Below are 23041 nucleotides of genomic sequence, written 5' to 3' on the forward strand. Positions count from 1 at the left end.
GGTTTGAGCGACAAGCGGTTATGGCGAGTTCCACTTCAGTCAAGGCGATCCTGAGCCGCGCCGGCCTTCCGGCCGTGGCGATCATCTTCATGGGCTTTTTCGCCTATTCGGCCGTGCTCGGGCCGAACGGCGTGCTGGTCTATGGCGATTACAAGCGCCAGCTTGCCCTCAAGGAAGCGGAGCTGGCCAAGCTGGAAAAGGCGCGGTCGGAACTTCGCAACCGCGTTGCGTTGCTCGACCAGAAGGGGGCGGACCCCGACATGGTCGACGAGCTGACCCGCAAGAAGCTCAACGTCGTCCACCCCGATGAAGTGATCGTCCCGCTTAATTGAAGCAGGCAAGGTTTTCGCGCGTGTCGATAGCTATCGACACGCGCGCTCTCATTTTTGAGTAGGCTCGCCGCGTTATTAGTCCGATCGGACTAGTCGAGCCGCATCGACTCTGACTGCCCTCCACCGGATGTTGTTTGCGCCAGAGACTGCCGCAACCGGAAAGAGGGATTATCCTGATGAAGATCGCATATCCAAAAGCGGGCGTCATCGCCGCCGCGCTGGCAATGGTCATGACGACGGCCAGCGCACCGCCGACCGCCCCCGTCCAGGCTGCGGGCAATGCCGGCAGCGTGCGCGCGATATGTTGCAAATGTATCGACGGCAGCCAGCAAAAGGCGTCGCTCAACAGCCGTACTGCACCCTGGCGTGTCGCCACCGGGAACGGCGCACCCGCACCCGTGGTCAATGCAAATCCGGATCCGGGCTGGAGCCCGCTAGCACCCGCCGGGTGGGTCAAGGGCGCGTCGAGCGCTCCCGGAACGTATAACTATACGCTGACTATCGTCGTGCCGCGTTGCGTCATCGGCGGGCGCGTATCGATCAAGGGTCAGTTCGGCGCGGACAACTCCGCCAAGCTGTTCCTAGGCACCACGCAGATCAGCCAGACCAGCGGGGGCATCAACGGGTTCAAGGCACCGAATTTCGGGTCATTCTCGAACGCCGTCCCGGCGGGCACGCACACGCTTCGCCTGGAAGTGAAGAACGAGGGTGGACCCACCGGCATGATTCTGGTGGGCGCGCTGATTACCGAATGCCCGAAATCGACCGAGCTCGGCGCAACTGGGTCCGATCCCAAGGTCGCGGTCGCGTGCAAATGCGACCCCGACGTCGCCAGCACCTGAAATAACGCCCGTAACGAAGAAGGACGGTGCCGCGCTTGCGGTGCCGTCCTTCCTTTTTTGGCGCCGGATATGATGGCTGACGCAGGGGGCGTTGCGCATTGGGCATCAACCGGCCTATAGCGCCGCTTCCGACCTTCCCCAGGATGAGGATAATTGTGGCAAAATCGCCTGCAAAAAGCCGTAAGATCGAACCACCTGTGGTGAACCGCGAGCGTCCAAACGAACCGGAGCGGTTCGCCGCGTCGAAGGAGCAATTGCTGGAATTCTACCGGCAGATGCTGCTTATCCGTCGGTTCGAGGAGAAAGCGGGCCAGCTTTACGGTCTCGGCTTTATCGGTGGTTTCTGTCACCTTTACATCGGGCAAGAAGCGGTCGCGGTCGGGCTGCAATCGGCGCTGGACGGCGACAAGGATTCGGTGATTACCGGGTATCGCGACCACGGGCACATGCTGGCCTATGGCATCGATCCCAAGGAAATCATGGCTGAGCTGACCGGTCGCGCGGCGGGCATTTCGCGCGGCAAGGGCGGGTCGATGCACATGTTCTCGACCGAGAAGAAGTTTTACGGCGGCCATGGCATCGTCGGCGCGCAGGTGTCGCTGGGCACTGGCCTCGCCTTCGCGCACAAATATAATGAGGATGGCGGCGTCGCCATGGCCTATTTCGGCGACGGCGCGTCGAACCAGGGCCAAGTGTATGAAAGCTTCAACATGGCCGAGCTGTGGAAGCTGCCGATCATCTATGTGATCGAAAACAACCAATATGCCATGGGCACCAGCGTCAATCGCTCGTCGGCGGAGGATCAGCTGTATCGCCGCGGCGAGAGTTTCCGCATTCCGGGCATTCAGGTCGACGGCATGGATGTGCTGGCGTGCCGTGGTGCCGCCGAGGAAGCGCTGGCATGGGTGCGCAGCGGCAAGGGGCCGATCATCCTGGAGATGAAAACCTATCGCTATCGCGGCCACTCGATGTCCGATCCGGCGAAATATCGCAGCCGCGACGAAGTTCAGTCGATGCGCGACAACAGCGATCCGATCGAGGGCGTAAAGAAGGAACTCGAGACGGTTGGCGTCACCGAAGCCGAGCTGAAGGCGATCGAGGCGGAAATCCGCAAGGCCGTGAACGACTCGGCGGACTTTGCCGAGCAGACGCCGGAGCCCGATCCGAGCGAACTTTATACCGACGTGCTGGTGGAGACGTACTGAGATGGCGATCGAGCTGAAGATGCCCGCGCTCTCGCCCACGATGGAAGAGGGAACCCTCGCCAAGTGGCTGGTGAAGGAAGGCGATACGGTCAAATCGGGCGACATCATCGCCGAGATCGAGACCGACAAGGCGACGATGGAGTTCGAGGCCGTCGATGAAGGCACGATTGCGTCGATCCTGGTCGCCGAAGGCACCGATGGCGTGAAGGTCGGCACCGTGATCGCAACGATCGCAGGCGAGGGGGAAGATGCTGCGGCTCCTGCGCCAGCCGCTGTGCCTGTCGTCGATGCGCTCAAGGCTGAACCCGAAGCTGCTCCGAAAAAGGCCGATAGCGGCACGAAACAGCTCGTCAGCGACAAGGCTGCGAGCGTTGCCGATCCGGAAGTTCCCGCCGGCACCGAGATGGTCAAAACGACCGTGCGCGAAGCGCTGCGCGATGCGATGGCCGAGGAAATGCGTGCCGATCAGCGCATCTTCGTAATGGGCGAGGAAGTCGCCGAATATCAGGGCGCGTACAAGGTAACGCAGGGCCTGCTCGACGAATTCGGTGCCAAGCGCGTGATCGACACGCCGATCACCGAATATGGCTTTGCCGGCGTCGGCACCGGTGCCGCGATGGGCGGGCTGAAGCCGATCATCGAGTTCATGACGTTCAATTTCGCCATGCAGGCAATCGACCACATCATTAATTCGGCGGCCAAGACGAACTATATGTCCGGCGGCCAGATGCGCTGCCCGATCGTGTTCCGTGGGCCGAACGGTGCCGCAAGCCGCGTCGGCGCGCAGCACAGCCAGAATTATGCGCCATGGTATGCCAGTGTGCCCGGGCTGATCGTGATCGCGCCGTATGACGCGGCGGATGCCAAGGGGCTGTTGAAGGCCGCGATCCGTAGCCAGGACCCGGTCGTGTTTCTTGAAAACGAGCTGCTCTACGGACGCAGCTTCGACGTGCCAAAGCTGGATGACTGGGTGCTGCCGATCGGCAAGGCGCGGATCGTGCGCGAGGGTGCGGACGTGACCATCGTCACCTATTCGATCGGCGTCGGCGTCGCGCTGGAAGCTGCTGAAAAGCTGGCGGGCGAGGGCGTCGATTGCGAAGTCATCGACTTGCGCACGTTGCGTCCGCTCGACACGGCGACGGTGTTGGCGAGCCTAAAAAAGACCAACCGTATGGTGGTGGTCGAGGAAGGCTGGCCGGTCTGTTCGATCGCGTCGGAAATCATCGCGGTGGCAATGGACGAGGGCTTTGACGATCTCGATGCGCCGGTCGTGCGGGTTACCAACGAGGATGTGCCGTTGCCCTATGCGGCGAACCTCGAAAAGCTGGCGCTGATTACGGCGGACAAGGTAGTCGCCGGGGTTAAGCGGGTAACCTATCGGTAGTCTTTGTCCTCCCCGCGCCGGGGAGGGTATTCAGCAGGTGGATGCGGTGACGCCGGTGACGGGATAGACCCCGTTGCTGCCGCCCACCGTATCGCGGCGATCGCGGACCATCATCGACGCTTCCTCACGGAAGCTGGTGTTGGGGGCGAGCGAGCGGCTGAAGATCGGCTGATATTCGTAATAGACTTCGACATACATCGTCACGCCGGCCTCCGGCGCGACGGCGAGCCGCCCGGTCCTGCCCATGCCGTTGAGGTTGGTCGTTCCCGCCGCGCCATAGCTGGAGGTCTGGGTGGTTTTGGCCCCGCGGCACCGTTGCCAGCGGATGCGGTACTTGTTCGTCGTGTTGGGCGTGGCCACCGGTTCCAGGCTCGACACGATCACACGGCCGCGCGTGAACAAATCGAGTTCGCCACCCTGCAGACCCGAGCCGGTGAGCAGATCATTGATATCGGCCTCGTTGATCGTCTTTGCCTGGAGCTGGCTGCCGGAACCGATGCGCGCGGCATTGTCGGCGAGGTGCAGCGAAATCTGGCTGACCCGCATGCGGGTGATGATGTAATTGGTCATCTCCGCCCCGGTCAGGCTGAGGATTAGCAGGATCGGAAGCGACAAGGCGAATTCGATCAGCGCAAGACCGCTGGTCGCATCGCGCAGGGCGGATAACGGATGGCGCCTCATAACAGGCACAGCCCGAACAGCGGGACCGTACAGGGACTTCCACCTGCGCCGGTCGCCGTTGCCGAGGGCGTCGGCGAGGGGGTTGGCGACGCGCTTGCAGACGAGGTCGGCGTGGGTGTCGGCAACGGCGTGGCAGTGACCGCCGCCGGGCAGTTGCGCACCTGAGTCGATGCCGCCGCATTGGCCTGATCGCTATAAGGCTGGTTGCGCAGCACGGTCGCCGCCGTGATCTTCGTCGTGCGCGATCCGCCGATCAGATTGTAGAGCGGGAACATCCGCGGATAACTCATCGTGACGGTGTAGAGCGTCGCGTCTTTCGCGCCGCCCTGACCCTCACGCGCGCCGTCGCGATCCCAACTGCTGTTGTTGTTCGCATCGACATAAGGCTCGCTGCCGTCGCAGGTGCCATTGACGTTGGTGTCGGTCCAGGTTTCGGAGCGCGCCGCCGCCGCTTCTGAAAAGGTGCGGTAATAGCGGCGGGTGACATTGATCGTGGCATTGTTGGCGAGCGCGCGGACTTGCGATTTCACCTTGTTGTCCAGCGCGGTCTGCGCACCGGATTCAAAGCCGCTCTCCAGCGTCGAATCACGCGCGGTCTTTTGCACGATGCCTTGCAATGCGGCGCGTGCGTAAAGCGTGTGGGCGATGTCGAACGCGCCGAGCAGGATCAGGCCGAGTACGGGCGCCACCATCGCAAATTCGATGACGGTGGCGCCCGACTCGTCGCGCAGAAGCGCGCCGGGTGTGACACGGCGGAGGGAGAATCGCCGGTTCACCTGGTCAGCCTGAGCTGGGAAATTTGATCCGCGATCGACTTGAACGTATTTTGCAGGTCGGTCGAATTGCGTGCGGCAAAGAAGCGACCGGAGGTGGCACAAGACGTCATCATCGTCTCGATCGTGCTGTTCGATGCACCGAACCAGATCACCCACAAGGTGATGTTTTTGTTCTTGACTGCCGTGCAGATCGCCGCCGTTCGCGCGTTGACTTGCTGGGTCAGCGTGCCCGTGGTCAGGCAGCCGCCGGTCGGCGCGCTGGATGGATCGGTCGTACGCCGATCAAGCCACGGGAAGCCGTAAGGACCGTAATCGGTGTCGCCGGTACACGCTTCACCGTCGGTCATGAAGATCAGGTGGCGCTCTATTTCCGCGCCCTGTGGCGTGAATTCATTCTCCGAGCGGAAGATGCCGGTCGGCGAGATGAAGCGAGCGCCCCATAGCAGGCCGATGTCGTGGTACGTATTGCCGTTGGGCGTCAGGCCGTCGACGTAGGTTTCAAAGGCAGACGCCGTCGGCCACGCCTGTAGCTTGCGCGCCTCTTCCGGGCAATAATAGGGTACGTTATTGTAGTAATCGGTGGTCGTTAGCGCTTCGCTGCGGTCGAGCTGGTTCCAGTCCGTGGTGACGTCGCGTGCGAAGATGACCTCTCGAAGTGCCGGCCCCCATTGTGTCGTCGAGTCTGCTGTGCTCGGGACCAGATCGATGTCGAGATCCTTCGCTCCTGCCGGGATCGGGCTGTAGCTGGACTGAGAAACCGTCGCCCGCTCCTCGATGCAGCCGTCCCACGTGATGGTGCGAGCGGCTCCGCTTGCTCCAATTGGAAGCGTGATCGTGTTGTTCCAGCTCGTACCGTTTTTTAACCCCGAAACATTGTGCGAAATCAGGGCATAGCGCCAGCGGTTGAATGTCTGGCTGGTGCTGGATACTGGCGTTTGGGTATGAACGACGACGGTATAATTGCCGGTTCCCCGCCGCCGCGTGATGACCACGCAACCCCACCAGCCGCTATAGTCTTCATAGTCAATATTGACCTTGCTATAGGTCCGCGTCGTAGAGGTGCGAACGCCCGCACCATCGGTGCTGACCGCTGAATCAATCGTAAAGCTGCCGTTGACGTTGTTCTGATCGGCCGGTGTGCTGGAGCAGGAATGACCGTTGGAAACGGCCCATTCGGTCCAGCCGCTATCACCCGCCCCCGGGGAGCCGACAGTATCGACGGCCGGGTTGGGATAGGTGTAGGTCGTCGCACCTGTCGTCCATTGCGGTTCGCGTGACTGATACGACCAGTTGTTGGCGATAAAATCGACGGGAAGCAGCTTCCCGACATTCACGTTTGAGGCGTAGGGGACGAAACCGAAGCGGACTTGAACCGAGCCACCCGTGCCGCCTGACGGTGCGCCACCGACGCATGTTTCGGCGGTGTCGAGCCGCGCGACCGTTTCGTAGAAGCATTTTACCGCCGAATGCAGCGCTTCCATCTTGGTCTGCGTATCGGTCGATACCGCCTTGCTCGCCATCGATCCGGTGGTGTCGAGCACGAACATCACATCTGTGTTGGGTAGCCGCATTTCGGCATCGCACGTGACCGTGAGGGTTTCAGTGGTCTTACCGAACACGCGCATGACCGTCATCGGCAGCACCGCCGACGCTGTGCCGGAGACCTTGCCCGCGCTTTCGGTGAATGCTTTGGTGACCGACGACGCGCCATAGGGGCTGGCCTGGATATTCGCGTCGAAGAAGCGGTTCGCCGCGCCTTGCGCCGCATTGTTGTCGAATGCCCAGGTGCCGCCACCCATCTGCTTGCGCCCTGCAAGCGCACCGGCGTCACAGGCATGTTGCAGGCGTGTCTTGACGATGTACATGCGGCTGATGTCGACACCGCCGCCCACCATGCCCGCCAGTGGAATCAGCGATGCCGCGACGATCGCAAGCGTATTGCCGCGCGTGTCGCGTGCTAGTGACGTCAGCCAATTACGGGCGCTGTTCGCTGCCCCTGCACGCGTTATCATCGGTGGATCGTCCCCGGTTCGATCACGCGCTATGCGGGCACTGCGGCTAACGCGCGCTGAAGGCGCATGGTTAACAACGCGTTTGCAATTGCTCCGGAATGGAGACGGCCGATGATTTCTCAACCGGAACGGAGGATGATCCTGTCCTATTCGCCAACAGCGACGGCGGGGCGGGGGCTGGCGGCGCTGCTGACGCTGGACGACCGGCTGGCGGAGACACTGCGGACGACGAGCGAGCCGATGCTGGGGCAGATCCGGCTGCAATGGTGGCATGACGCGCTGATCGCACTCGACACCGCACCGCCGCCGGGGGAGCCGGTGTTGCAGGCGATTGCGCAGGACGTGCTGCGGATGGGGGTCGGCGGGTCGATGATCGCCGGAATTGCCCAAGGCTGGCAGGCGCTGTTGCAGGAGGAGTTGGATGATCTGGCACTGCGGACTTACGGGGCGCGGGGGCGGCGGTTGTTCGAGCTGGCAGGGATATTGGCGGGGGCGTCTCCCGCCGATCCGTTGACGCTGGCTGGGGAAGGCTGGGCGCTGGCCGGTTTGTCGGGGAAGCTGACCGATCCGGGTGAGGCGGCGGCGGCGCGGGCGATTGCGGTGGAATCGCTGAGAGCGGCGACGTCGGCGCGGTGGAGCCGGAATGGGCGGGCTTTAGGGGCGATGGCGCATCTGGCGCGGATGGAACTGGAGGGGGTTTCGGAAGGGTCGCCGCGACGGACGTGGCGGGCATTGCGGCACCGATTTACCGGTCTGTGACGTCTTGCCGTCGGCGGTGCGGGCGTTAGCCTGTGGCGCGAGGGAGACTCGGCATGTGGCGATATTTCGTGGGGGGTCTGGCGGCGTTGCTGATGGCGGGGGCGGGCGTGTTCCTGTTTCAGGGGCGTGCGACGCCCGAGCCGGTGCCGCCGGCACCACCAGCGCCGGTGCAGAGCGAAACGGTCGAGGCGGAGGAAGCGGTTGGCGAAGTGCCCCGGGCAACGCCGAAAACGCGGGAGGAAAAGCGCTTCAACCGCAACGACAAGGACCGCAACGAGATCGTCACGCTGGCGGAACTGTCCATGCCGCGTCGCAAAGCGTTCGCCAAACTCGACAAGAATGGGGACGGCAGACTGTCGTTCGAGGAGTGGGCGGTACGGACGACAACGCGCTTTGCCACGGCGGACAAGGACCGGTCGGGCGGGCTGACCCGCGCGGAGTTTGCGACGACCGCGCCAAAGCGCAGGGCCGCCACCGCGCCAAAATGCGACTGCCGGGAGGCGGTGGCAAAGGCGCTGGCGGACGCGGGCTAGGTCACGCTGCCTTCACCCATTCGGCAAAGGCGGCGCGGGCGCGGGCGGTGTACATCAATTTGCGGTCGGCCTTTTTCGTGCGGCCCTCGATTGGCGGCATAAGGCCGAAATTGACGTTCATCGGTTGATAGGTCTCGACCTCCGCGCCGCCGGTGATGTGGTGCAACAGCGCGCCGAGAGCGGTTTCGACCGGGGGCGGGGTGAGCGTGTGGCCGAGCAGTTCGGCGGCGGCAAAGCGACCAGCCATTAGGCCGATCGCGCTGCTTTCGACATAGCCTTCGCAGCCCGTGATCTGTCCGGCGAAGCGGATATTGGGGCGCGATTTAAGGCGCAGCGTGGGATCCAGCAGTTCGGGCGAGCGGATGAAGGTGTTGCGGTGCAGACCGCCGAGACGGGCGAACTCTGCGTTTTCAAGACCAGGAATCGTCCTGAATAGAGCGACTTGTGCGCCATGCTTCAGTTTGGTCTGGAAGCCGACCATGTTCCACAGCGTGCCGGTGGCGTTGTCCTGTCGCAGTTGCACGACGGCATAGGGCCAACGGCCGTCGGGAAATTCTTCGCAAACGGTTTTGGGATCGTCGAGGCCGACGCCCTTCATCGGGCCGTAGCGCGGGGTGTCGATGCCGCGTTCCGCCATGACCTCAATCGGCATGCAGCCTTCGAAATAGGGGACGTTTTCCCATTCCTTGAACTCGGCCTTTTCGCCGTCGAGCATGCCCTGATGAAAGGCGAGATACTCGTTCTTCGTCATCGGGCAATTGATGTAATCCTTGCCGGAGCCACCGGGACCAACTTTGTTCCAGCGGCTCTGGAACCACGCCTTTTCCATGTCGATGCTCTCGAAATGGACGATTGGCGCAATGGCGTCGAAGAAAGCGAGTGCGTCTTTGCCCGTCTCAGCACCGATGCTGTCGGCTAGGTCGGGGGCGGTGAGCGGGCCGGTGGCGACGATGGCGAGACCTTCGTCGGGGAGGGCGTCGACGCGTTCGCGGACGATGGTGATGTTGGGGTGCGCGGCGAGTGCCGCCGTGACGCCATCGGAGAAGCCGTCGCGATCGACCGCGAGCGCGGAACCGGCGGGGACTTTGTGAATGTCGCCCTGTGCCATGATGAGCGAACCGAGGTCGCGCATCTCCTGATGCAACAGCCCGACCGCGTTGCGTTCGGCATCGTCGCTGCGGAAGCTGTTCGAGCAGACCAGTTCGGCGAGGCCGTCGGTCTGGTGCGCTGGCGTCATGTCGCCGGACCCGCGCATCTCGGAAAGCTTTACGCGGATGCCGGCGTTGGCGAGTTGCCAGGCGGCTTCGGAACCGGCGAGACCGCCGCCGATGATGTGGACTTGATGGTTATTCATGATTGTCGAAGTTGACACACCTTGGAGGGGAGAGGTTGACACTCTTACAGGGTTTCATGCGTGAGGTTGACACCTGCCCGGTGGTGCCGGACGCTTGGGCTCCCTTAGTCGAACCGGGGGGCTGTAGGAAAAGGGAAAGTGATGCGGGGGCTGAATCACGGGCTGTTCTGGATCGCGGTGCTGGCGGGGGCGAGCTATTCGTTGACGGTTTGGGACGTCGTCGAAGCCGGAGCGTGGGCGGCGGCGTGGAAGACCAGCGGTGTGGCGTTGCTGGCGGTGTGGGCGGCGACGCAGGCGCGGGACGCCGAAGGGTGGCTGATCGCGGGAGTGCTGGCGTTGGGCGCTGCGGGTGACTTACTGCTGGAAACGCACGGGTTCACGATCGGTGGCGCAGCGTTCGCGGCGGGGCATATGGCGGCGATCGCGCTGTACTGGCGTAACCGGCGGGTGGCATTGACGCCGAGCCAGAAGGCGCTGGGCTGGGTGATCGCGCCCGCAACCGTGGCGATCTCGGCGATGTTGGCGGCACCGGTGGGGCAGGCGTTGCCGGTGGGAGTCTATGCCGCGTTTCTGGGCGTGATGGCGGCGACGGCGTGGACCAGCCGGTTTCCGCGTTATCGCGTGGGCGTCGGCGCGATGCTGTTCGTGGTGTCGGACCTGCTGATCTTTGCGCGGATGGGGCCGCTGGCAGGGTCGGCGGTGCCGGGGATGTTGATCTGGCCGACCTATTTTGCGGGGCAGGCGCTGATTGCATGGGGCGTGGTTCAGGTGAGCCGATCGACCGAGATAAAGTCCGATCGCTAATCCGCGTCGTTGGTCCAGTCTTCGCGGGCATGGCGGATGCGCAGGATGAAAACCGTGTCTTCGACATCTATTTCATATACAATGAGATGTGCCTTGTACCGGTGTGCGCGGACTGGCGGCGTGATTTCCTCCCGCAACCTCGCGGCACGTGGATATTGAGCCAGAAACTCGAAAGTCGATTCCAGTCCGCCGTGATAATGGTCGGCCTGCGAAAGACCGAAGCGGCCCAGCCCATTTAGATAAATATCGACAAGATCGTCCGCGGCTGTCCGCGCCAGCCGCCATTTCGCCATGTCAGCCTTGCTTGGCTTTCGTCAGCGCCCGGTCGCGGATCGCCGCCATATTCTCGCCGCTCACGCCGCTCTCGCGCGCCTCGTTGACATATTGCTGCATGGCAGCAATCCGATCGGTCCGCTCCTGTTCCCGCTGAATCAGGCTGCGGATGAGATCGCTGCCATCGGCAAATCGGCCACTGCGGGTCTGAGAGTCGATCCAGCGCTCCATTGCTTCGGGAAGCGAGATATTGAGCATCACCATGCGAGGAATATGCAGGGCGGCAACCCATGGCGCAAGATGCGGAGCGCCGTTTCCAGCGCTCCGAAAGGTTCAGGCCGTAACCGGACGTTGCCCGTCGCTGAGCCACTGGTTCACCTTGCGGCCGAACTGGGCGATGGCGCCCATGTTGAAGAAGTGCATCGCGCCCAGCACGATGACCGCAAGGCCGACCTTGCTGCTGAGGAAGCGGATCGCTTCGGGGATCGTTGTCGGTTCGCGGCCCAGGCTGAGCGTCAGCGTGATGAAGCCGATGTTGATGAGGTAGAAGCCGACGACCAGCAGGTGATTGGTCGAGTTCGCCAGCGTGGCGTTCTGTCCGAAACATTGGGTGAGAAAGACGATGCCATTGCGGCTGAGCGTGCGAGCGACCCAGATCGTCAGCGCGATCGTGATCACGAGATACAGGGCATAGACGGTCTCAATCATCTTACTTCTCCTTGCTGATTCAGTTTGCGTGGAAGGGCGACCACCATCCGCATCCGCGAGGCCAACCGGGGTGCCGCCGCGTCGATGCGGGTGGCGAGGGTGGGGAGGCGGCTGACGGGGACGGCGGGGAACAGGTGATGTTCGAGGTGGAAGAACATGTTGTAGCTGACGGCATTGAGCAGCCAGCCGCGTTGCGTGCGAGCGACGATGCCGTCCTCGCAATCGTGATGGGTGATCCAGACGGCGAAGAAGGCGGTCAGGCTTTGCGCCACCAGCATTGCGGCGAGGTGGTAGAGCAGGGGTGGCCATAGCGTTGTAAGCGCGAGGACGGTCATGGCGGCGTTGAGCGCGAGCTCGATGCGCATGCGGCGCCGGAGCTGCGGGCCGCCGTTGCGCCAGCCATAAATATGGGTTTCCAGCGGAAAGCGCGGGCCGAAGCGGAGAACTTGCCATAGCGTCATATGGCCGCAGCGCCCCTCGATATCGTCGTCGGTGCCGACCTTGCTGTGATGGTGGAGGTGGTTGAACGCGACCGAGCTGTTGGAGCCGAGCATCAGCGCGCTCAAGCCGTGAAGGACGAGGCGGTGACCGCGCGGGGTGAAGCCGAGATTATGGTGGATTGCCTCGTGATTCAGGCGCAGCGCGGCGAGGAAGAACAGGAAGGAGGCGAAGGCGGCGAGCGGCCAGATGCCGAATGCGGCGGCGGTGAGGGAAGCGGCGAGCCAGGGGAGCGGGTGGAGGCATTCGATCATGCCGTCACGCGGGCGCATCGCGACCAGATCGCGCCAGGCGACGTGCGCGAGCGCCGGATCGGCGGCGTGGGCGTGATGTCTGGCCATGTCACTGCTCCCTTACTGTTATTTCTGTAAATTCAGAAGGTAATGGGTATGCGGAATCGCGTCTTTGGTCTGGTTCAGTCCTTTGAGGCGCGGGCGCCGGGGATGAAGCGGGCGACCTTGCCGCCAAGCTTCATCAGAGTGACGAGCGTGGGCTTGGGCAGGACGCGCACCTGATCGTACCAGGTGCCGAGCGTGCCAATAAATTCGTGCATGCAGGTGACGCGTTCGCGGACATGCGGCGGGGCATTCTTGTCGGCGGCGAGGCGGGTGGCGAGTTCGCCGAGAAGCTGGACCGTCGGGTCGATCTCGCGCCGTTTGCGTTCGGCGGAAATGCGCATGAGCATTTCCCACAAATCGGTTTCCGCGACGAAATGGTCGCGGCGGTCGCCCTCGACATGGACGCGGCGGACGATGCTGTAGCCTTGCAGTTCTTTCAGGCCGGTGGAGACGTTGGAGCGGGCGAGGCCGAGCGTATCGACGATCTCCTCCGCATGGAGCGGTTTGTCGGACAGATAGAGCAAGGCGTGGACCTGCGCGACGGAGCGGTTGACGCCCCAATGCGTTCCCATCTCGCCCCAGTGGAGGATGAACGCCTTTGCGTCGGGATGGTCTGCGAAGCGGGTCATGTTGTTTATTTCTGTAATTACAGAAATTGAAGGAGTCAATGCCATGATCGATCATATGGGTGTCGCGGTGAGCGACGCGGAACGCTCGAAGGTATTTTATGAGGCGGCGCTGAAGCCGCTGGGCATGAAATGCCTGACATCGGTGCCTGCTGACGAAAATGGGTCGGGCGGTGCGGCCCATGGCTTTGGCGTCGAGGGCGGCGGCGAGTTCTGGGTCGGCGACAATGAGCGGGTGGGCGCGGGGACGCATGTCGCCTTTCGCGCCGAGACGCGCGCGCAGGTCGATGCGTTTTACGAGGCGGCGATTGCGGCGGGCGGGGTCGACCATGGCGCGCCAGGGCTGCGACCGAATTACGGGCCGAACTATTATGCCGCGTTCGTGTTCGATCCGGACGGGATCAATCTCGAAGCGGTATGTTATGCGGCGGAGTGACGGACATGGCGGTGTTCACGATCGGTTATGAAGGCACGACCATGGACGCGTTTCTGGCGGCGCTGACGCGGGCCGGAGTCGAGCAGGTCATCGATGTGCGGCAATTGCCATTGTCGCGGCGACCGGGCTTTTCGAAGTCGTCGCTGGCGGCGGCGCTGGCCGAGCGCGGGATCGACTATGTCCATCTGAAGGCGCTGGGGACGCCAAAGCCGGGGCGGGACGCCGCGAAGAAGGGCGACCGGGCGACGCTGGAGGCGGTGTATTCGGGCCAGTTGGGGCTGCCAGAGGCCCAGGTTGCAGCGGCGCGAATGCGGGCGCTGATCGCTGAGAAGCCGAGCGCGTTGCTGTGTTTCGAGCGCGATCCGTGCATGTGCCACCGGACGCTGTTGCTGGCGGCGGAGGGAGAGGGCGTCGAGATCGTGGATCTGTTTGCCGAGGGCGTGTGAGCTGGAGCTTATAGCATGATGATATCGCCATGAAATATCCGTCGCCCCGGCCTTGAGCCGGCGTCCCGCTTCTTCTAGCGGTCGAAGAAGCGGGACCCCGGCTCAAGGCCGGGGCGACGATATGCAACGCTTAATCCAAACCGTTCTGCTTGGGACGAACGGGTCAGATACGAAGCGCGGTCCTTTTATCCCGTGACTGGCAATTTGACGCTTCCAGCCGCCCCGCGCTCCAGCGGCGAATAGGCGATCACGGCCGAAAGTGGCAGCACGGCGTAGATGTGTGGGAATTCTGCGCCGCCGCGTGAGACTTCCCATTTGATCGCGTCGCCCAGCGCTTCGAGATCGACTGCGGCGACCCAGAGATTATCCTGTCCGGCAAAGTGCTTGTCGACGGTTTCGGTGAGCTGATCCGCCGTTGACATATGTATGTAGCCGTCCGCCAGATCGACCTGAGCTCCGGCGAAGTTGCCGGTTTCCAGCGCGGTCATCTGGTCGGTGGTGAGGACTTTATAAGCGGTGGTGGGACGGCTCACTGGCCGTCCTCTGGTCCTGCTGCGGAATTGTCGTCGGTATCCGCGTCCGGCGTCGGCGCGATTTCGACTTCGCCATCGGCGAGATTGATCTCGGCCTCTTCCTCGCTCTCCTCGATCCGGGCGGCGCTGACGACATGTTCGTCGGCGGCGACGCGAAAGAGGATCACGCCCTGGGTATTGCGACCGGTGACGCGGACCGAGCCAACGGTGGTGCGGATCAGCTTCGCCTGATCGGTGACGAGCATCAGTTGCTCGCCATTATGCGCCGGGAAGCTGGCGACGACCGGGCCATTGCGGTCCGAACTGACGATGTTGGTGATGCCCTGACCGCCCCGATTGGTGCGGCGATATTCATAGGCCGAGGTGCGTTTGCCGTATCCGTTCGCGGTGACGGTGAGGATGAATTCCTCCGCCGCCTCGAACTCGGCCATGCGTTCCGGGCTGAGCGTGATCTCACGGTCGCCTTCCTTCCACGGCGCGGCCTTGAGGTAATCTTCGCGCTCCTGTGGCGTGGCGGCGAAACCGCGCAGGACAGAGAGCGAGATGACCTCGTCACCTTCCGCCAAGCGCGCGCCACGCACGCCGGTCGAATCGCGGCTCTGAAACTCGCGCACATCGGTCGAGGCGAAGCGGATCGCCTTGCCCTGTTTGGTGGCGAGCAGGACGTCGTCGGTTTCGGTGAGCAGCGAGACGCCGATCAGGCGGTCCGCTGACTCATCCTCAAACTTCATCGCAATCTTGCCGTTGGTGCGGATGTTGGCGAAAGCGTCCATCGAGTTGCGGCGCACCGAACCTTTGGCGGTCGCGAACATGACGTGGAGGTTGGCCCATTCGGCTTCGTCCTCCGGCAGCGGCAAGACGGTCGAGATGACTTCACCCGTCGCCAGCGGCAACAGGTTGATCATCGGACGGCCCTTGGTCGCCGGGCCACCCTCGGGCAGGCGCCAGACCTTCATCCGGTAGACCTTGCCGTGGCTGGAGAAGAACAGCACCGGCGTGTGCGTCGAGGTCACGAACAGGTTCGTGATCGCGTCCGCGTCCTTGGTCGCCATGCCGGCGCGGCCCTTGCCGCCCTTGGCCTGGGCGCGGAAGGTTTCAAGCGGCGTGCGCTTGATATAGCCTTCCATCGTCACGGTGACGACCATGTCCTCGCGCTCGATCAGGTCTTCGTCGTCGATGCCATCGGCGGCGGCGGCGATTTCGGTGCGGCGCGGGGTGGCGTATTGATCGCGGATGACGGTGAATTCTTCGCGCATCACTTCATATAGCTTCGCGCGGTCGGCGAGGATGGCGAGCAGCTCGGCGATCGCCTCGGCCAGCTTGGCGAGTTCGTCGCCGATCTCGTCGCGGCCCAGGCCGGTGAGGCGGTGCAGGCGCAGGTCCAGGATCGCGCGGACCTGAAGATCGGACAGGCGATAGACGTCGCCGGTGACTTCGACCTCGGTCGCCTCGACCAGGCGGATATAGGACGCGATTTCGGCGATCGGCCATTCGCGGACGAGCAGGCGTTCGCGCGCGACCACCGGGCTGGGCGAACCGCGGATGATCTTGACGACCTCATCGAGGTTGGTGACCGCGATAACCAGACCGAGCAAGATGTGCGCACGGTCGCGCGCCTTGGCCAGCTCGAACTTCGAGCGGCGGGTGATAACCTCTTCGCGGAAATGCACAAAGGCTTCGACGATGTCGCGCAGGTTGAGGAGTTCGGGGCGGCCACCGCGAATCGCGAGCATGTTGGCGGGGAAGCTTTGCTGCGCCGGGGTGTTGCGCCAGATCTGGTTGAGGACGACTTCGGGCGTGGCGTCGCGCTTCAGGTCGATGACGATGCGCACGCCTTCGCGGTTGGAGAGGTCGCGGATGTCGCTGACCCCCTCGACCCGCGGCGGATTGCTGCCGTCCTTCTTGCACGCCTCCGCGATCAGCTCGACCAGGCGGTTCTTGCCCTGCTGATACGGGATTTCGGTGAGGACGATCGAGCGCTTGTCGCCGCGCTGTTCAGTGACATAGCGGCTGCGCACGATGATCGATCCGCGCCCGGTCTGATAGGCGCTGCGGCAACCGGCGCGGCCCAGGATGATGCCGCCGGTCGGGAAATCGGGGCCGGGGACGATTTCCATCAGCTCCTCGATCGTCACCGCGCCATTGTCCATGTACGCGAGACAGGCGTCGATTACTTCGCCGAGGTTATGTGGCGGAATATTGGTCGCCATGCCGACCGCGATGCCGCCCGCGCCGTTGACCAGCAGGTTCGGATAGCGCGCGGGCAGCACCGTCGGCTCACTTTCGGAGCCGTCGTAATTGTCCTGAAAGTCGACGGTATCCTTGTCGATATCGTCGAGCAGCGCCATCGCCACCTTGGCCAGCCGCGCCTCGGTATAGCGCATGGCCGCTGGCGGATCGGGGTCCATCGACCCGAAATTGCCCTGACCATCGATCAGCGGCACCCGCATCGCCCAGTCCTGCGCCATGCGCGCCATGGCGTCATAAATCGAGCTGTCGCCGTGCGGATGGTATTTACCCATCACGTCACCGACCAGTCGGGCGGACTTGCGATAGGCGCGGCCGGGCAGATAGCCGCCCTCCTGCGCCGCATAGAGGATACGGCGGTGAACGGGTTTCAGGCCGTCGCGGACATCGGGCAGCGCGCGCGCCACGATCACGCTCATCGCGTAATCGAGGTAGCTGGTCTTCATCTCGTCGACGATCGAGATCGGCGTGATATCGGAAGGGTCCGCGAGGACGGTCTCGTCGGTCAAGTCTCAAAGCTTTCGAAGGGTTGTTTCAGTATCGTGACCGCTCTAGCGAACCCCCATGCACCTGCCAACCCCGCGCGCGTGCGCGCACGCGAGGGATATATGGGCGAAATGCGGGAGCCATTGCGTTCAAAATGCGTTCAGCGTGGGAATGCGAGGGGTGGAATGCAGCACGCCGCCTTGACCCCGCGCGGCGGATTACTAGAGCGGTTGTGACCCTGTTTGCTACGCGCGACCGCGTAAGGAGAGACCTGGATGAAATCAGTTTCAAAGGCTGCGATTGCCGCCGCGGTTATATTCGGCGCGCCGATGCTCGCAGGCATCGCTCCTGTCGCTGCGCAGGACAAGAAGGCCGAGGCCGCGCCGTTGAAGGTCAGCGCCAATTTCCGCAAGGCGATCACCGAAGCGGAAGCGGCGGCCAAAGGTACGGATCGTGCCGCTGAGGAGGCGAAGGTCGCGGCGCTCGAAGCGCTGGTTACCAACGCCGATGAGAAGTTTTTCGCCGCCAAGATGCGCTATGATCTTGAAACGAAGAAGCAGAACAATGTCGGTCGCGGCACCGCGCTTGACACGCTGATCGCCAGCGGGCGGATCACCGGCCCCGATCTAGGCAATCTACATTTCGTGCGCGGCCAGTTGCTGGCGCAGGACAAGAAGTACCCGCAGGCGCTGGAGCAATACGCCAAGGCGAAGGCGGCGGGCGGCAATCAGCCCGATCTGCCGTTGCAGCGTGCCGTTGCCCAGCTCCAGACCAAGGACGTGACCGGTGGCGTCGCCTCGCTCGACGAAGCGATCAAGGCGCGCGAAGCGGCTGGGCAGAAGGCACCCGAGACCTGGTACAAGATCGCCGTTTCGGAACTCTACAAGTCGGGCAACAAGGCGGGTGCCGCCGAGTGGCTGAGCCGCCAGCTTGCCGCTTACCCCAGCGCCGATACGTGGCGCTCATCGCTGTTGGTGTTCATCGAACAGGCGAATGCCAAGGGCGTGGCGCTCGACGCGGACCAGCGTCTCGACCTGTTGCGCCTGATGCGCGCGTCGAAGGCGATGGGCGGCGAGAACGACTATTTCGAATATGCCGATGCGGCGCAGCGACGCGGCCTGCCATGGGAGGCCAAGTCGGTGATCGAGGAAGGTCGCGCCAACGGCAAGGTCCCGGCGGGCAGCGCGCGGATGAACCAGCTCTACACCACCGCCGTCGCGCGCGAAAAGGCCGAGGGGCCGCTTGCGCCCGAGGAAAAGCGCGCCGCCGCAGCGCCAAAGGGCGACATCGCCATGCAGACCGGCGACGCGTATCTGGGCACGCGCAATCATGCCAAGGCGGTCGAACTCTATCGACTGGCGCTGCAAAAGGGTGGGGTGGATACCAATCTGGTGAACACCCGTCTGGGCATCGCGCTGGCCATGGCCGGCCAGAAGGCTGAAGCGAAAACGGCGTTTGCCGCCGTGACCGGTTCGCCGCGCGGCGACATCGCGCGCTTCTGGTCCGCATGGCTGGATCAGCCAGCTGCTGCCTGATCGGCCGTGTGACGAAATGAAAAGGGGCGGTCGTAAGGCCGCCCCTTTTTTTGTGGGTGCTTTTCGAACTGGCCCGCGTGCGACCGGGCGCGGACATTCACTTCTAGCCCCTCCCGCCTTCGCGGTAGGGGTTGGGGAGGGTCTTCTTCTTTCGTGAGGTCGCGAGCTGGCCTGACCTGACTGACAAGGTCGGGCAAAAGAAGAAGACCCTCACCCAACCCTCTCCCGTGACGAACGGGAGAGGGCCAAGAAGGCACGCTATGCCTCCACCGGCACACCGGGCAGCGATTTGGACGAGCGGATCGTCAGCGACGTGCGGACATGCGCGACATTGGGGGCGGTGGTGAGGCGGGTGGTGAGGAATTGCTGAAAACTGCTGAGGTCGCGGGCAACGATCTTCAGGATGAAATCGATATCGCCGTTGAGCATATAGCATTCGCGGATCTCGGGAATCTCCGCGACATGCGCCTCGAATGCCTCCAGATCGGTCTCGGCCTGACTTTTCAGGCTGACCATGGCGAATACGGTGATGGTATAGCCAAGCCAGGCAGGGTCCAGGTCGGCATGATAGCCGCGAATCGCGCCTTTTTCCTCCAGCGTGCGCACACGGCGCAGGCAGGGCGGGGCGGTCAGGCCGACGCGATCGGCCAGATCGACATTGGTCATCCGGCCGTCATTCTGCAGATGCGCAATAATCTGCCGGTCGATCTCGTCAAAGGCCATATGGCGCTCCCCTTTTTGCGACAGGATCGAGTCGCATTATGTCGGTTAAGCATAAGATAATTACTCGCCAACGCAATTGTCCCACAATGCGACGTGCCGAAATGCCGGGGTTACGGAACCGGCTGAAGCGGTTAAGGAATCCTTACCGCGCGACTTCCCGCCGGATGGAATGCATGATCGGTGCGGTTCGACGATACTCTCGAAACGGTGCTTGCGGCGGACATCTCGACCGCGTTCGGGAAGGCGTCGGCATGGCGCCAGATCGTCGATCTGATCGGTCGCCGCCGGGTTCCGGCGGATGTGCGCGCGCTGTCTTTGCTCGAATCGATTCGCGCCAATGTACCGGTCGCCGTTCGTGCGGCGAGTGCCCGCGCGCTTGAGCTGGCACAGCCACCGGTAGCGCTGGTGGCGTTGTGCGCGGCGGACGAGATCGCGGTGGCCGCACCGGTCTTGCATTCGGCACGGCTGAATTCGGGCGAGTGGATCGAACTGCTGCCGCGCTTGTCATCGGCGGGGCGAGCGGTGCTGCGCGCGCGGCGTGATTTGCCGCCGGGAATCGAGCGCGCGCTGGAGAGTTTCGGGGCGGTCGACTTTGTGATCGCGGACGGTGTCGTTGCTGCCGTTGCGGACGAACCGGTCGCGCTTGCCACGGTCGAAGAAGCGGCTCCGATAAACGAAACTGTGGACAAGTCGGACGCAATGGTTGCGCCCGAGCCGGTTTGGATCGACTGGGGCGATGTGATCGCGGACAGCCCCGAAATCCCGGTTCCGGCAACGGCACCGGTGGCTATCGCCGAGCCAGTCGAACCGCCGGTGACAGGCATCGATTGGACCGACGTCGTCGCGGCGCGCTCGACTGGCGACATCGAACTGCCCGCCGAAGCCTCGGTGCCCGAGCCGCGCAGGCACATCCGTATCCGGCCGGTGATGGAAGCCGTCGTCGATGTCGTCCCGACGCCGGTCGATGTACCGCCTGTCGTCGATTTCTTGCCGGACGCGGTCGAACCGGCGGAAATCGACACGCCTGTGCTTGCCCCGCCGGTATCGACCTTTGTCTCGATTGGCACCGCCGCGCTGGGGATCCCTGTTGTCGCCGCCGCGCTGCAACAGGCGGCGCACGCCCCGTCCGACCAGGACGATTCCGCGTTGCCCCAAAGCGAGACAGGGGCCGAACCGCTCGCCGCAACGACGCTTGCTGCCGAGTCCGAACTCGCGCACGATTCGGGCATGTCAGGGGAAGAAACCATCCTCGCCGACCGCGAAGACGTGGCGGCGGACGCTGCCGCGCGACCTGCGGAGACGGCGATCGCGGCGGCACCGGAAGGGCCGTTCGAGATCGCCGAAGTGGTTGCGCGCATCGACGCATTCTACACGCTGCGACAGGATCGTCCGGTCGCGCTGCCGATGGAAGCACGCGCCGACGGGTTCCGTTTCGAGACCGACGAACAGGGCGTGATCCGCTGGATCGACGGCGTTTCGCGCGCGCCACTGATCGGCCTGTCGCTTGACATGACCGCGTTGCCCGACGGATCGCGGGTCGATGGCGTTGCTGCCGGCGCGTTCCGGCGTCGTGCGGGGTTTGTCGATGCGCGGTTGTTCGTGGCGGGCGAAAGCGATGCGGCGGGTGACTGGCGCATCTCCGCGAACGCCGCGTTCGACCCGGCCACCGGCCGTTTCAGTGGCTATCGCGGCAGTGCGCGTCGCCCGCGTGTCGAGGAAAGCGCTGCGACGCCGGTCGTGCCGTCCAGCGGGGCGGGGGATTCGCTGCGCCAGTTGATGCATGAGTTGCGCACGCCGACCAACGCCATTGCCGGGTTCGCCGAACTGATAGAGCGCGAGATGCTGGGCGAGGTCGAGCCCGTGTATCGTGAGCGGGCGGCGGCGATCCGCGATCATGCCCGCAATTTGCTGGCGGCGATCGACGATCTCGACATCGCTGCGCGGATCGAGGCTTCGGCGCTGCGGCTCTATCCCGGCGATGTCGCGCTGCGCCCGATGCTGGCGCGGATTGCCGAGGATCTGGGCGTGCTGGCGACGATGCGCGGGGCGTGGATCGCCCTGCCGATCGACAATCTGACCGTCACCGGCGATGTCCGCGCGGTCGAGCGGCTGTTGTCGCGGATGCTCGCCACGCTGATTTCGGCGGCGGGCGAGGGCGAGCGGGTCGCCATCCGGCTGGCGGCTGAAAGCGACGATTCCATCGCCATCGCGTTCGATCGCCCGACGGCGCTGGCGGCGTATAGCGGCGACGCGGTGTATGGGATCGACGATGAGGGCGAGGACAATGCGCTGCTCGGCACCGGTTTCGCGCTGCGGCTGATCCGCAACCTGGCGCGCGAGCTGTCCGGATCGTTCGTGATCGAGGCGGACAGCTTTACGATCCGCCTGCCTGCCGCGGTAACCAAGTCTTTGGAGCAAGTGCGCTAAAGGCTGTTCCGTGAATACGGATCATCAGCCCGCCCCCGGCCGGGGGTATCGCGTCCCTGCGCCCGCGCGGGCCTCGCAAATCGTCTGGCCGGACGCGTTCGGCACGCGCTTTTCGGTGTTTGTGGACACCGAGGAGGAGTTCGACTGGTCGAAGCCGCTTGCCCGCGAGAATCGCTCGACCGAGGCGATGCGGGCGCTGCCCGAGATGCACCGGCTGTTCGTCGATCATGGCGTACCGGCGAGCTATATGATCGATCATCCGATCGTCGATTGCTCGATGTCGGTGGATATTCTGAACGCGTTGCTGACCGACGGCCGCTCGGCGATCGGGTCGCAGCTGCATCCTTGGGTCAATCCGCCGTTCGTGGAGGACGTGACGCCGATCAACAGTTTTGTCGGCAATTTGCCGCGCGAGCTGGAGGCGGCGAAGCTGCATGCGTTGACCGACGCGATCGAGACGACGTTCGGGCGGCGACCGGTGATGATGCGGACCGGGCGCTATGGCATCGGTCCCAACTCGCTCGAACTGCTGGCGGCGGCGGGGTATCGTGTCGATACATCGATGCGGTCGGGCTATGGCTATGCGCACGAGGGCGGGCCGGATTTCGCCGCGATTTCCAACCACGCATTTCGCACCGGGCGTGGCGAGCTGATCGAGCTGCCGCTGACGACGATCTACACCGGCGCATTGGGCGCGGGCGGGGTGCGGCTGTATCGCACGCTGGGCAAGCTGCCAAAGGCGCGCGGGATCGCGTCGCGGCTGAAGCTGATGACCAAGGTTGCGCTGACGCCGGAGGACATGCCGATCGGCCCTGCACTGGAGGCGATCCGCGTGGCGGCGGATTCGGATGTGCGGTTGTTGATGTTCTCCTACCACTCGCCGTCCGCCGCGATCGGCTACACCCCCTATGTCCGCGATGGGGGTGAGTTGCGGGCGTTCCACAACTGGTGGGAACAGGCGTTCGGGTTGCTGGCGAAGCTGGGCATCGCGTCGGCATCGCATGACGAGATATTGGCGGCGCTGGACCGGGCAGGTTGACGCTTGCCGTGATCGCGGTTCGCCCGTAATCGCGGACCCGCTGG

24 protein-coding genes are annotated in these 23041 nt (G+C 63.7%); 12 read left to right on the forward strand and 12 right to left on the reverse strand.

Features of this window, described 5'->3' with window-relative positions; genetic code table 11:
• Positions 1-20 precede the first annotated feature (20 nt).
• The 4 genes from U1702_RS04500 (at position 21) to U1702_RS04515 (ending at position 3763) form a co-directional block, all read left to right on the forward strand.
• Complete coding sequence (locus tag U1702_RS04500; RefSeq protein WP_332722435.1) at positions 21-332, forward strand: FtsB family cell division protein; 312 nt, start codon at positions 21-23, stop codon at positions 330-332.
• Between the two features lie 176 nt (positions 333-508).
• Positions 509-1174, forward strand: a complete 666-nt coding sequence (locus U1702_RS04505) for a hypothetical protein (RefSeq protein ID WP_332722437.1) — start codon at positions 509-511, stop codon at positions 1172-1174.
• Between the two features lie 143 nt (positions 1175-1317).
• Entirely contained in the window at positions 1318-2379 is a 1062-nt protein-coding gene (pdhA, locus tag U1702_RS04510; RefSeq protein ID WP_443026802.1) for a pyruvate dehydrogenase (acetyl-transferring) E1 component subunit alpha, read from the forward strand.
• 1 nt (position 2380) lies between these two features.
• Positions 2381-3763 carry a pyruvate dehydrogenase complex E1 component subunit beta gene (locus tag U1702_RS04515; RefSeq protein WP_332722439.1) on the forward strand — a complete coding sequence of 461 codons (1383 nt, stop codon included), beginning with the start codon at positions 2381-2383 and terminating at the stop codon, positions 3761-3763.
• A 30-nt stretch (positions 3764-3793) separates the two neighbouring features.
• Here U1702_RS04515 and U1702_RS04520 read toward each other — a convergent pair whose 3' ends face one another.
• The 3 genes from U1702_RS04520 to U1702_RS04530 are packed head-to-tail and all read right to left on the reverse strand — an operon-like array spanning position 3794 to position 7232.
• Entirely contained in the window at positions 3794-4444 is a 651-nt protein-coding gene (locus tag U1702_RS04520) for a pilus assembly protein (protein WP_332722441.1), read from the reverse strand.
• The gene (locus U1702_RS04525) at positions 4441-5220 is read right to left on the reverse strand and encodes a TadE/TadG family type IV pilus assembly protein (RefSeq protein ID WP_332722443.1); all 780 of its coding nucleotides are present in this window, start codon (positions 5218-5220) and stop codon (positions 4441-4443) included. Before U1702_RS04525 ends, U1702_RS04520 begins: the two co-directional genes overlap by 4 nt.
• Positions 5217-7232: a TadE/TadG family type IV pilus assembly protein gene (locus U1702_RS04530; RefSeq protein ID WP_443026828.1), complete on the reverse strand. Its 2016-nt coding sequence runs from the start codon at positions 7230-7232 to the stop codon at positions 5217-5219. Before U1702_RS04530 ends, U1702_RS04525 begins: the two co-directional genes overlap by 4 nt.
• A gap of 111 nt (positions 7233-7343) precedes the next feature.
• On the opposite strand from U1702_RS04530, the gene U1702_RS04535 reads away from it, so the two are divergent.
• The gene (locus U1702_RS04535; protein WP_332722445.1) at positions 7344-7991 is read left to right on the forward strand and encodes a hypothetical protein; all 648 of its coding nucleotides are present in this window, start codon (positions 7344-7346) and stop codon (positions 7989-7991) included.
• Between the two features lie 53 nt (positions 7992-8044).
• Positions 8045-8524: an EF-hand domain-containing protein gene (locus tag U1702_RS04540; RefSeq protein WP_332722446.1), complete on the forward strand. Its 480-nt coding sequence runs from the start codon at positions 8045-8047 to the stop codon at positions 8522-8524.
• Position 8525: 1 nt separating this feature from the next.
• Here U1702_RS04540 and trmFO read toward each other — a convergent pair whose 3' ends face one another.
• Positions 8526-9878: a methylenetetrahydrofolate--tRNA-(uracil(54)-C(5))-methyltransferase (FADH(2)-oxidizing) TrmFO gene (gene trmFO, locus U1702_RS04545; protein WP_332722448.1), complete on the reverse strand. Its 1353-nt coding sequence runs from the start codon at positions 9876-9878 to the stop codon at positions 8526-8528.
• Positions 9879-10019: 141 nt separating this feature from the next.
• Here trmFO and U1702_RS04550 point away from each other — a divergent pair, with 141 nt between their 5' ends.
• Positions 10020-10682 (forward strand): lysoplasmalogenase family protein, encoded by a 663-nt coding sequence (locus U1702_RS04550; RefSeq protein ID WP_332722449.1) that lies wholly within the window; start codon positions 10020-10022, stop codon positions 10680-10682.
• On the opposite strand, the gene U1702_RS04555 is transcribed toward U1702_RS04550, so the two are convergent.
• The 5 genes from U1702_RS04555 to U1702_RS04575 form a co-directional block, all read right to left on the reverse strand.
• The gene (locus U1702_RS04555; RefSeq protein WP_332722451.1) at positions 10679-10975 is read right to left on the reverse strand and encodes a type II toxin-antitoxin system RelE/ParE family toxin; all 297 of its coding nucleotides are present in this window, start codon (positions 10973-10975) and stop codon (positions 10679-10681) included. The genes U1702_RS04550 and U1702_RS04555 overlap by 4 nt on opposite strands.
• 1 nt (position 10976) lies before the next feature.
• Positions 10977-11219 (reverse strand): type II toxin-antitoxin system ParD family antitoxin, encoded by a 243-nt coding sequence (locus U1702_RS04560; protein ID WP_332722453.1) that lies wholly within the window; start codon positions 11217-11219, stop codon positions 10977-10979.
• A gap of 69 nt (positions 11220-11288) precedes the next feature.
• Positions 11289-11663, reverse strand: a complete 375-nt coding sequence (locus tag U1702_RS04565; protein ID WP_332722455.1) for a hypothetical protein — start codon at positions 11661-11663, stop codon at positions 11289-11291.
• On the reverse strand, positions 11660-12502 hold the full coding sequence (locus U1702_RS04570) for a fatty acid desaturase (protein WP_332722457.1): 843 nt from the start codon (positions 12500-12502) through the stop codon (positions 11660-11662). Before U1702_RS04570 ends, U1702_RS04565 begins: the two co-directional genes overlap by 4 nt.
• A 74-nt stretch (positions 12503-12576) precedes the next feature.
• Positions 12577-13128 carry a GbsR/MarR family transcriptional regulator gene (locus tag U1702_RS04575; RefSeq protein WP_332722459.1) on the reverse strand — a complete coding sequence of 184 codons (552 nt, stop codon included), beginning with the start codon at positions 13126-13128 and terminating at the stop codon, positions 12577-12579.
• Positions 13129-13171: 43 nt separating this feature from the next.
• Between U1702_RS04575 and U1702_RS04580 the strand changes: the two genes are divergently transcribed.
• Both U1702_RS04580 and U1702_RS04585 read left to right on the forward strand, forming a co-directional pair.
• Positions 13172-13561: a VOC family protein gene (locus tag U1702_RS04580; protein ID WP_332722461.1), complete on the forward strand. Its 390-nt coding sequence runs from the start codon at positions 13172-13174 to the stop codon at positions 13559-13561.
• Positions 13562-13566: 5 nt separating this feature from the next.
• Positions 13567-14007 (forward strand): DUF488 domain-containing protein, encoded by a 441-nt coding sequence (locus tag U1702_RS04585; protein ID WP_332722463.1) that lies wholly within the window; start codon positions 13567-13569, stop codon positions 14005-14007.
• Between the two features lie 185 nt (positions 14008-14192).
• Here the strand turns inward: U1702_RS04585 and U1702_RS04590 are convergent, their stop codons facing one another.
• Positions 14193-14495, reverse strand: coding sequence for a DUF952 domain-containing protein (locus U1702_RS04590; protein ID WP_332724573.1), 303 nt, complete (start codon positions 14493-14495; stop codon positions 14193-14195).
• A 41-nt stretch (positions 14496-14536) separates the two neighbouring features.
• On the reverse strand, positions 14537-17296 hold the full coding sequence (gene gyrA / locus U1702_RS04595; RefSeq protein WP_332722465.1) for a DNA gyrase subunit A: 2760 nt from the start codon (positions 17294-17296) through the stop codon (positions 14537-14539).
• Positions 17297-17548: 252 nt separating this feature from the next.
• Between gyrA and U1702_RS04600 the strand changes: the two genes are divergently transcribed.
• Positions 17549-18808: a tetratricopeptide repeat protein gene (locus U1702_RS04600; protein ID WP_332722467.1), complete on the forward strand. Its 1260-nt coding sequence runs from the start codon at positions 17549-17551 to the stop codon at positions 18806-18808.
• Between the two features lie 258 nt (positions 18809-19066).
• On the opposite strand, the gene U1702_RS04605 is transcribed toward U1702_RS04600, so the two are convergent.
• Positions 19067-19531 carry an Lrp/AsnC family transcriptional regulator gene (locus tag U1702_RS04605; RefSeq protein ID WP_332722469.1) on the reverse strand — a complete coding sequence of 155 codons (465 nt, stop codon included), beginning with the start codon at positions 19529-19531 and terminating at the stop codon, positions 19067-19069.
• Between the two features lie 180 nt (positions 19532-19711).
• Between U1702_RS04605 and U1702_RS04610 the strand changes: the two genes are divergently transcribed.
• Together U1702_RS04610 and U1702_RS04615 are read left to right on the forward strand one after the other, a co-directional pair.
• Positions 19712-21958, forward strand: coding sequence for a sensor histidine kinase (locus U1702_RS04610; RefSeq protein ID WP_332722471.1), 2247 nt, complete (start codon positions 19712-19714; stop codon positions 21956-21958).
• 10 nt (positions 21959-21968) lie between these two features.
• Positions 21969-22997, forward strand: coding sequence for a polysaccharide deacetylase family protein (locus tag U1702_RS04615; protein WP_332722472.1), 1029 nt, complete (start codon positions 21969-21971; stop codon positions 22995-22997).
• Positions 22998-23041: the final 44 nt, after the last annotated feature.

Origin of the sequence: Sphingomonas sp. LT1P40, assembly GCF_036663835.1 — a bacterium.
GTDB lineage: Bacteria > Pseudomonadota > Alphaproteobacteria > Sphingomonadales > Sphingomonadaceae > Sphingomonas.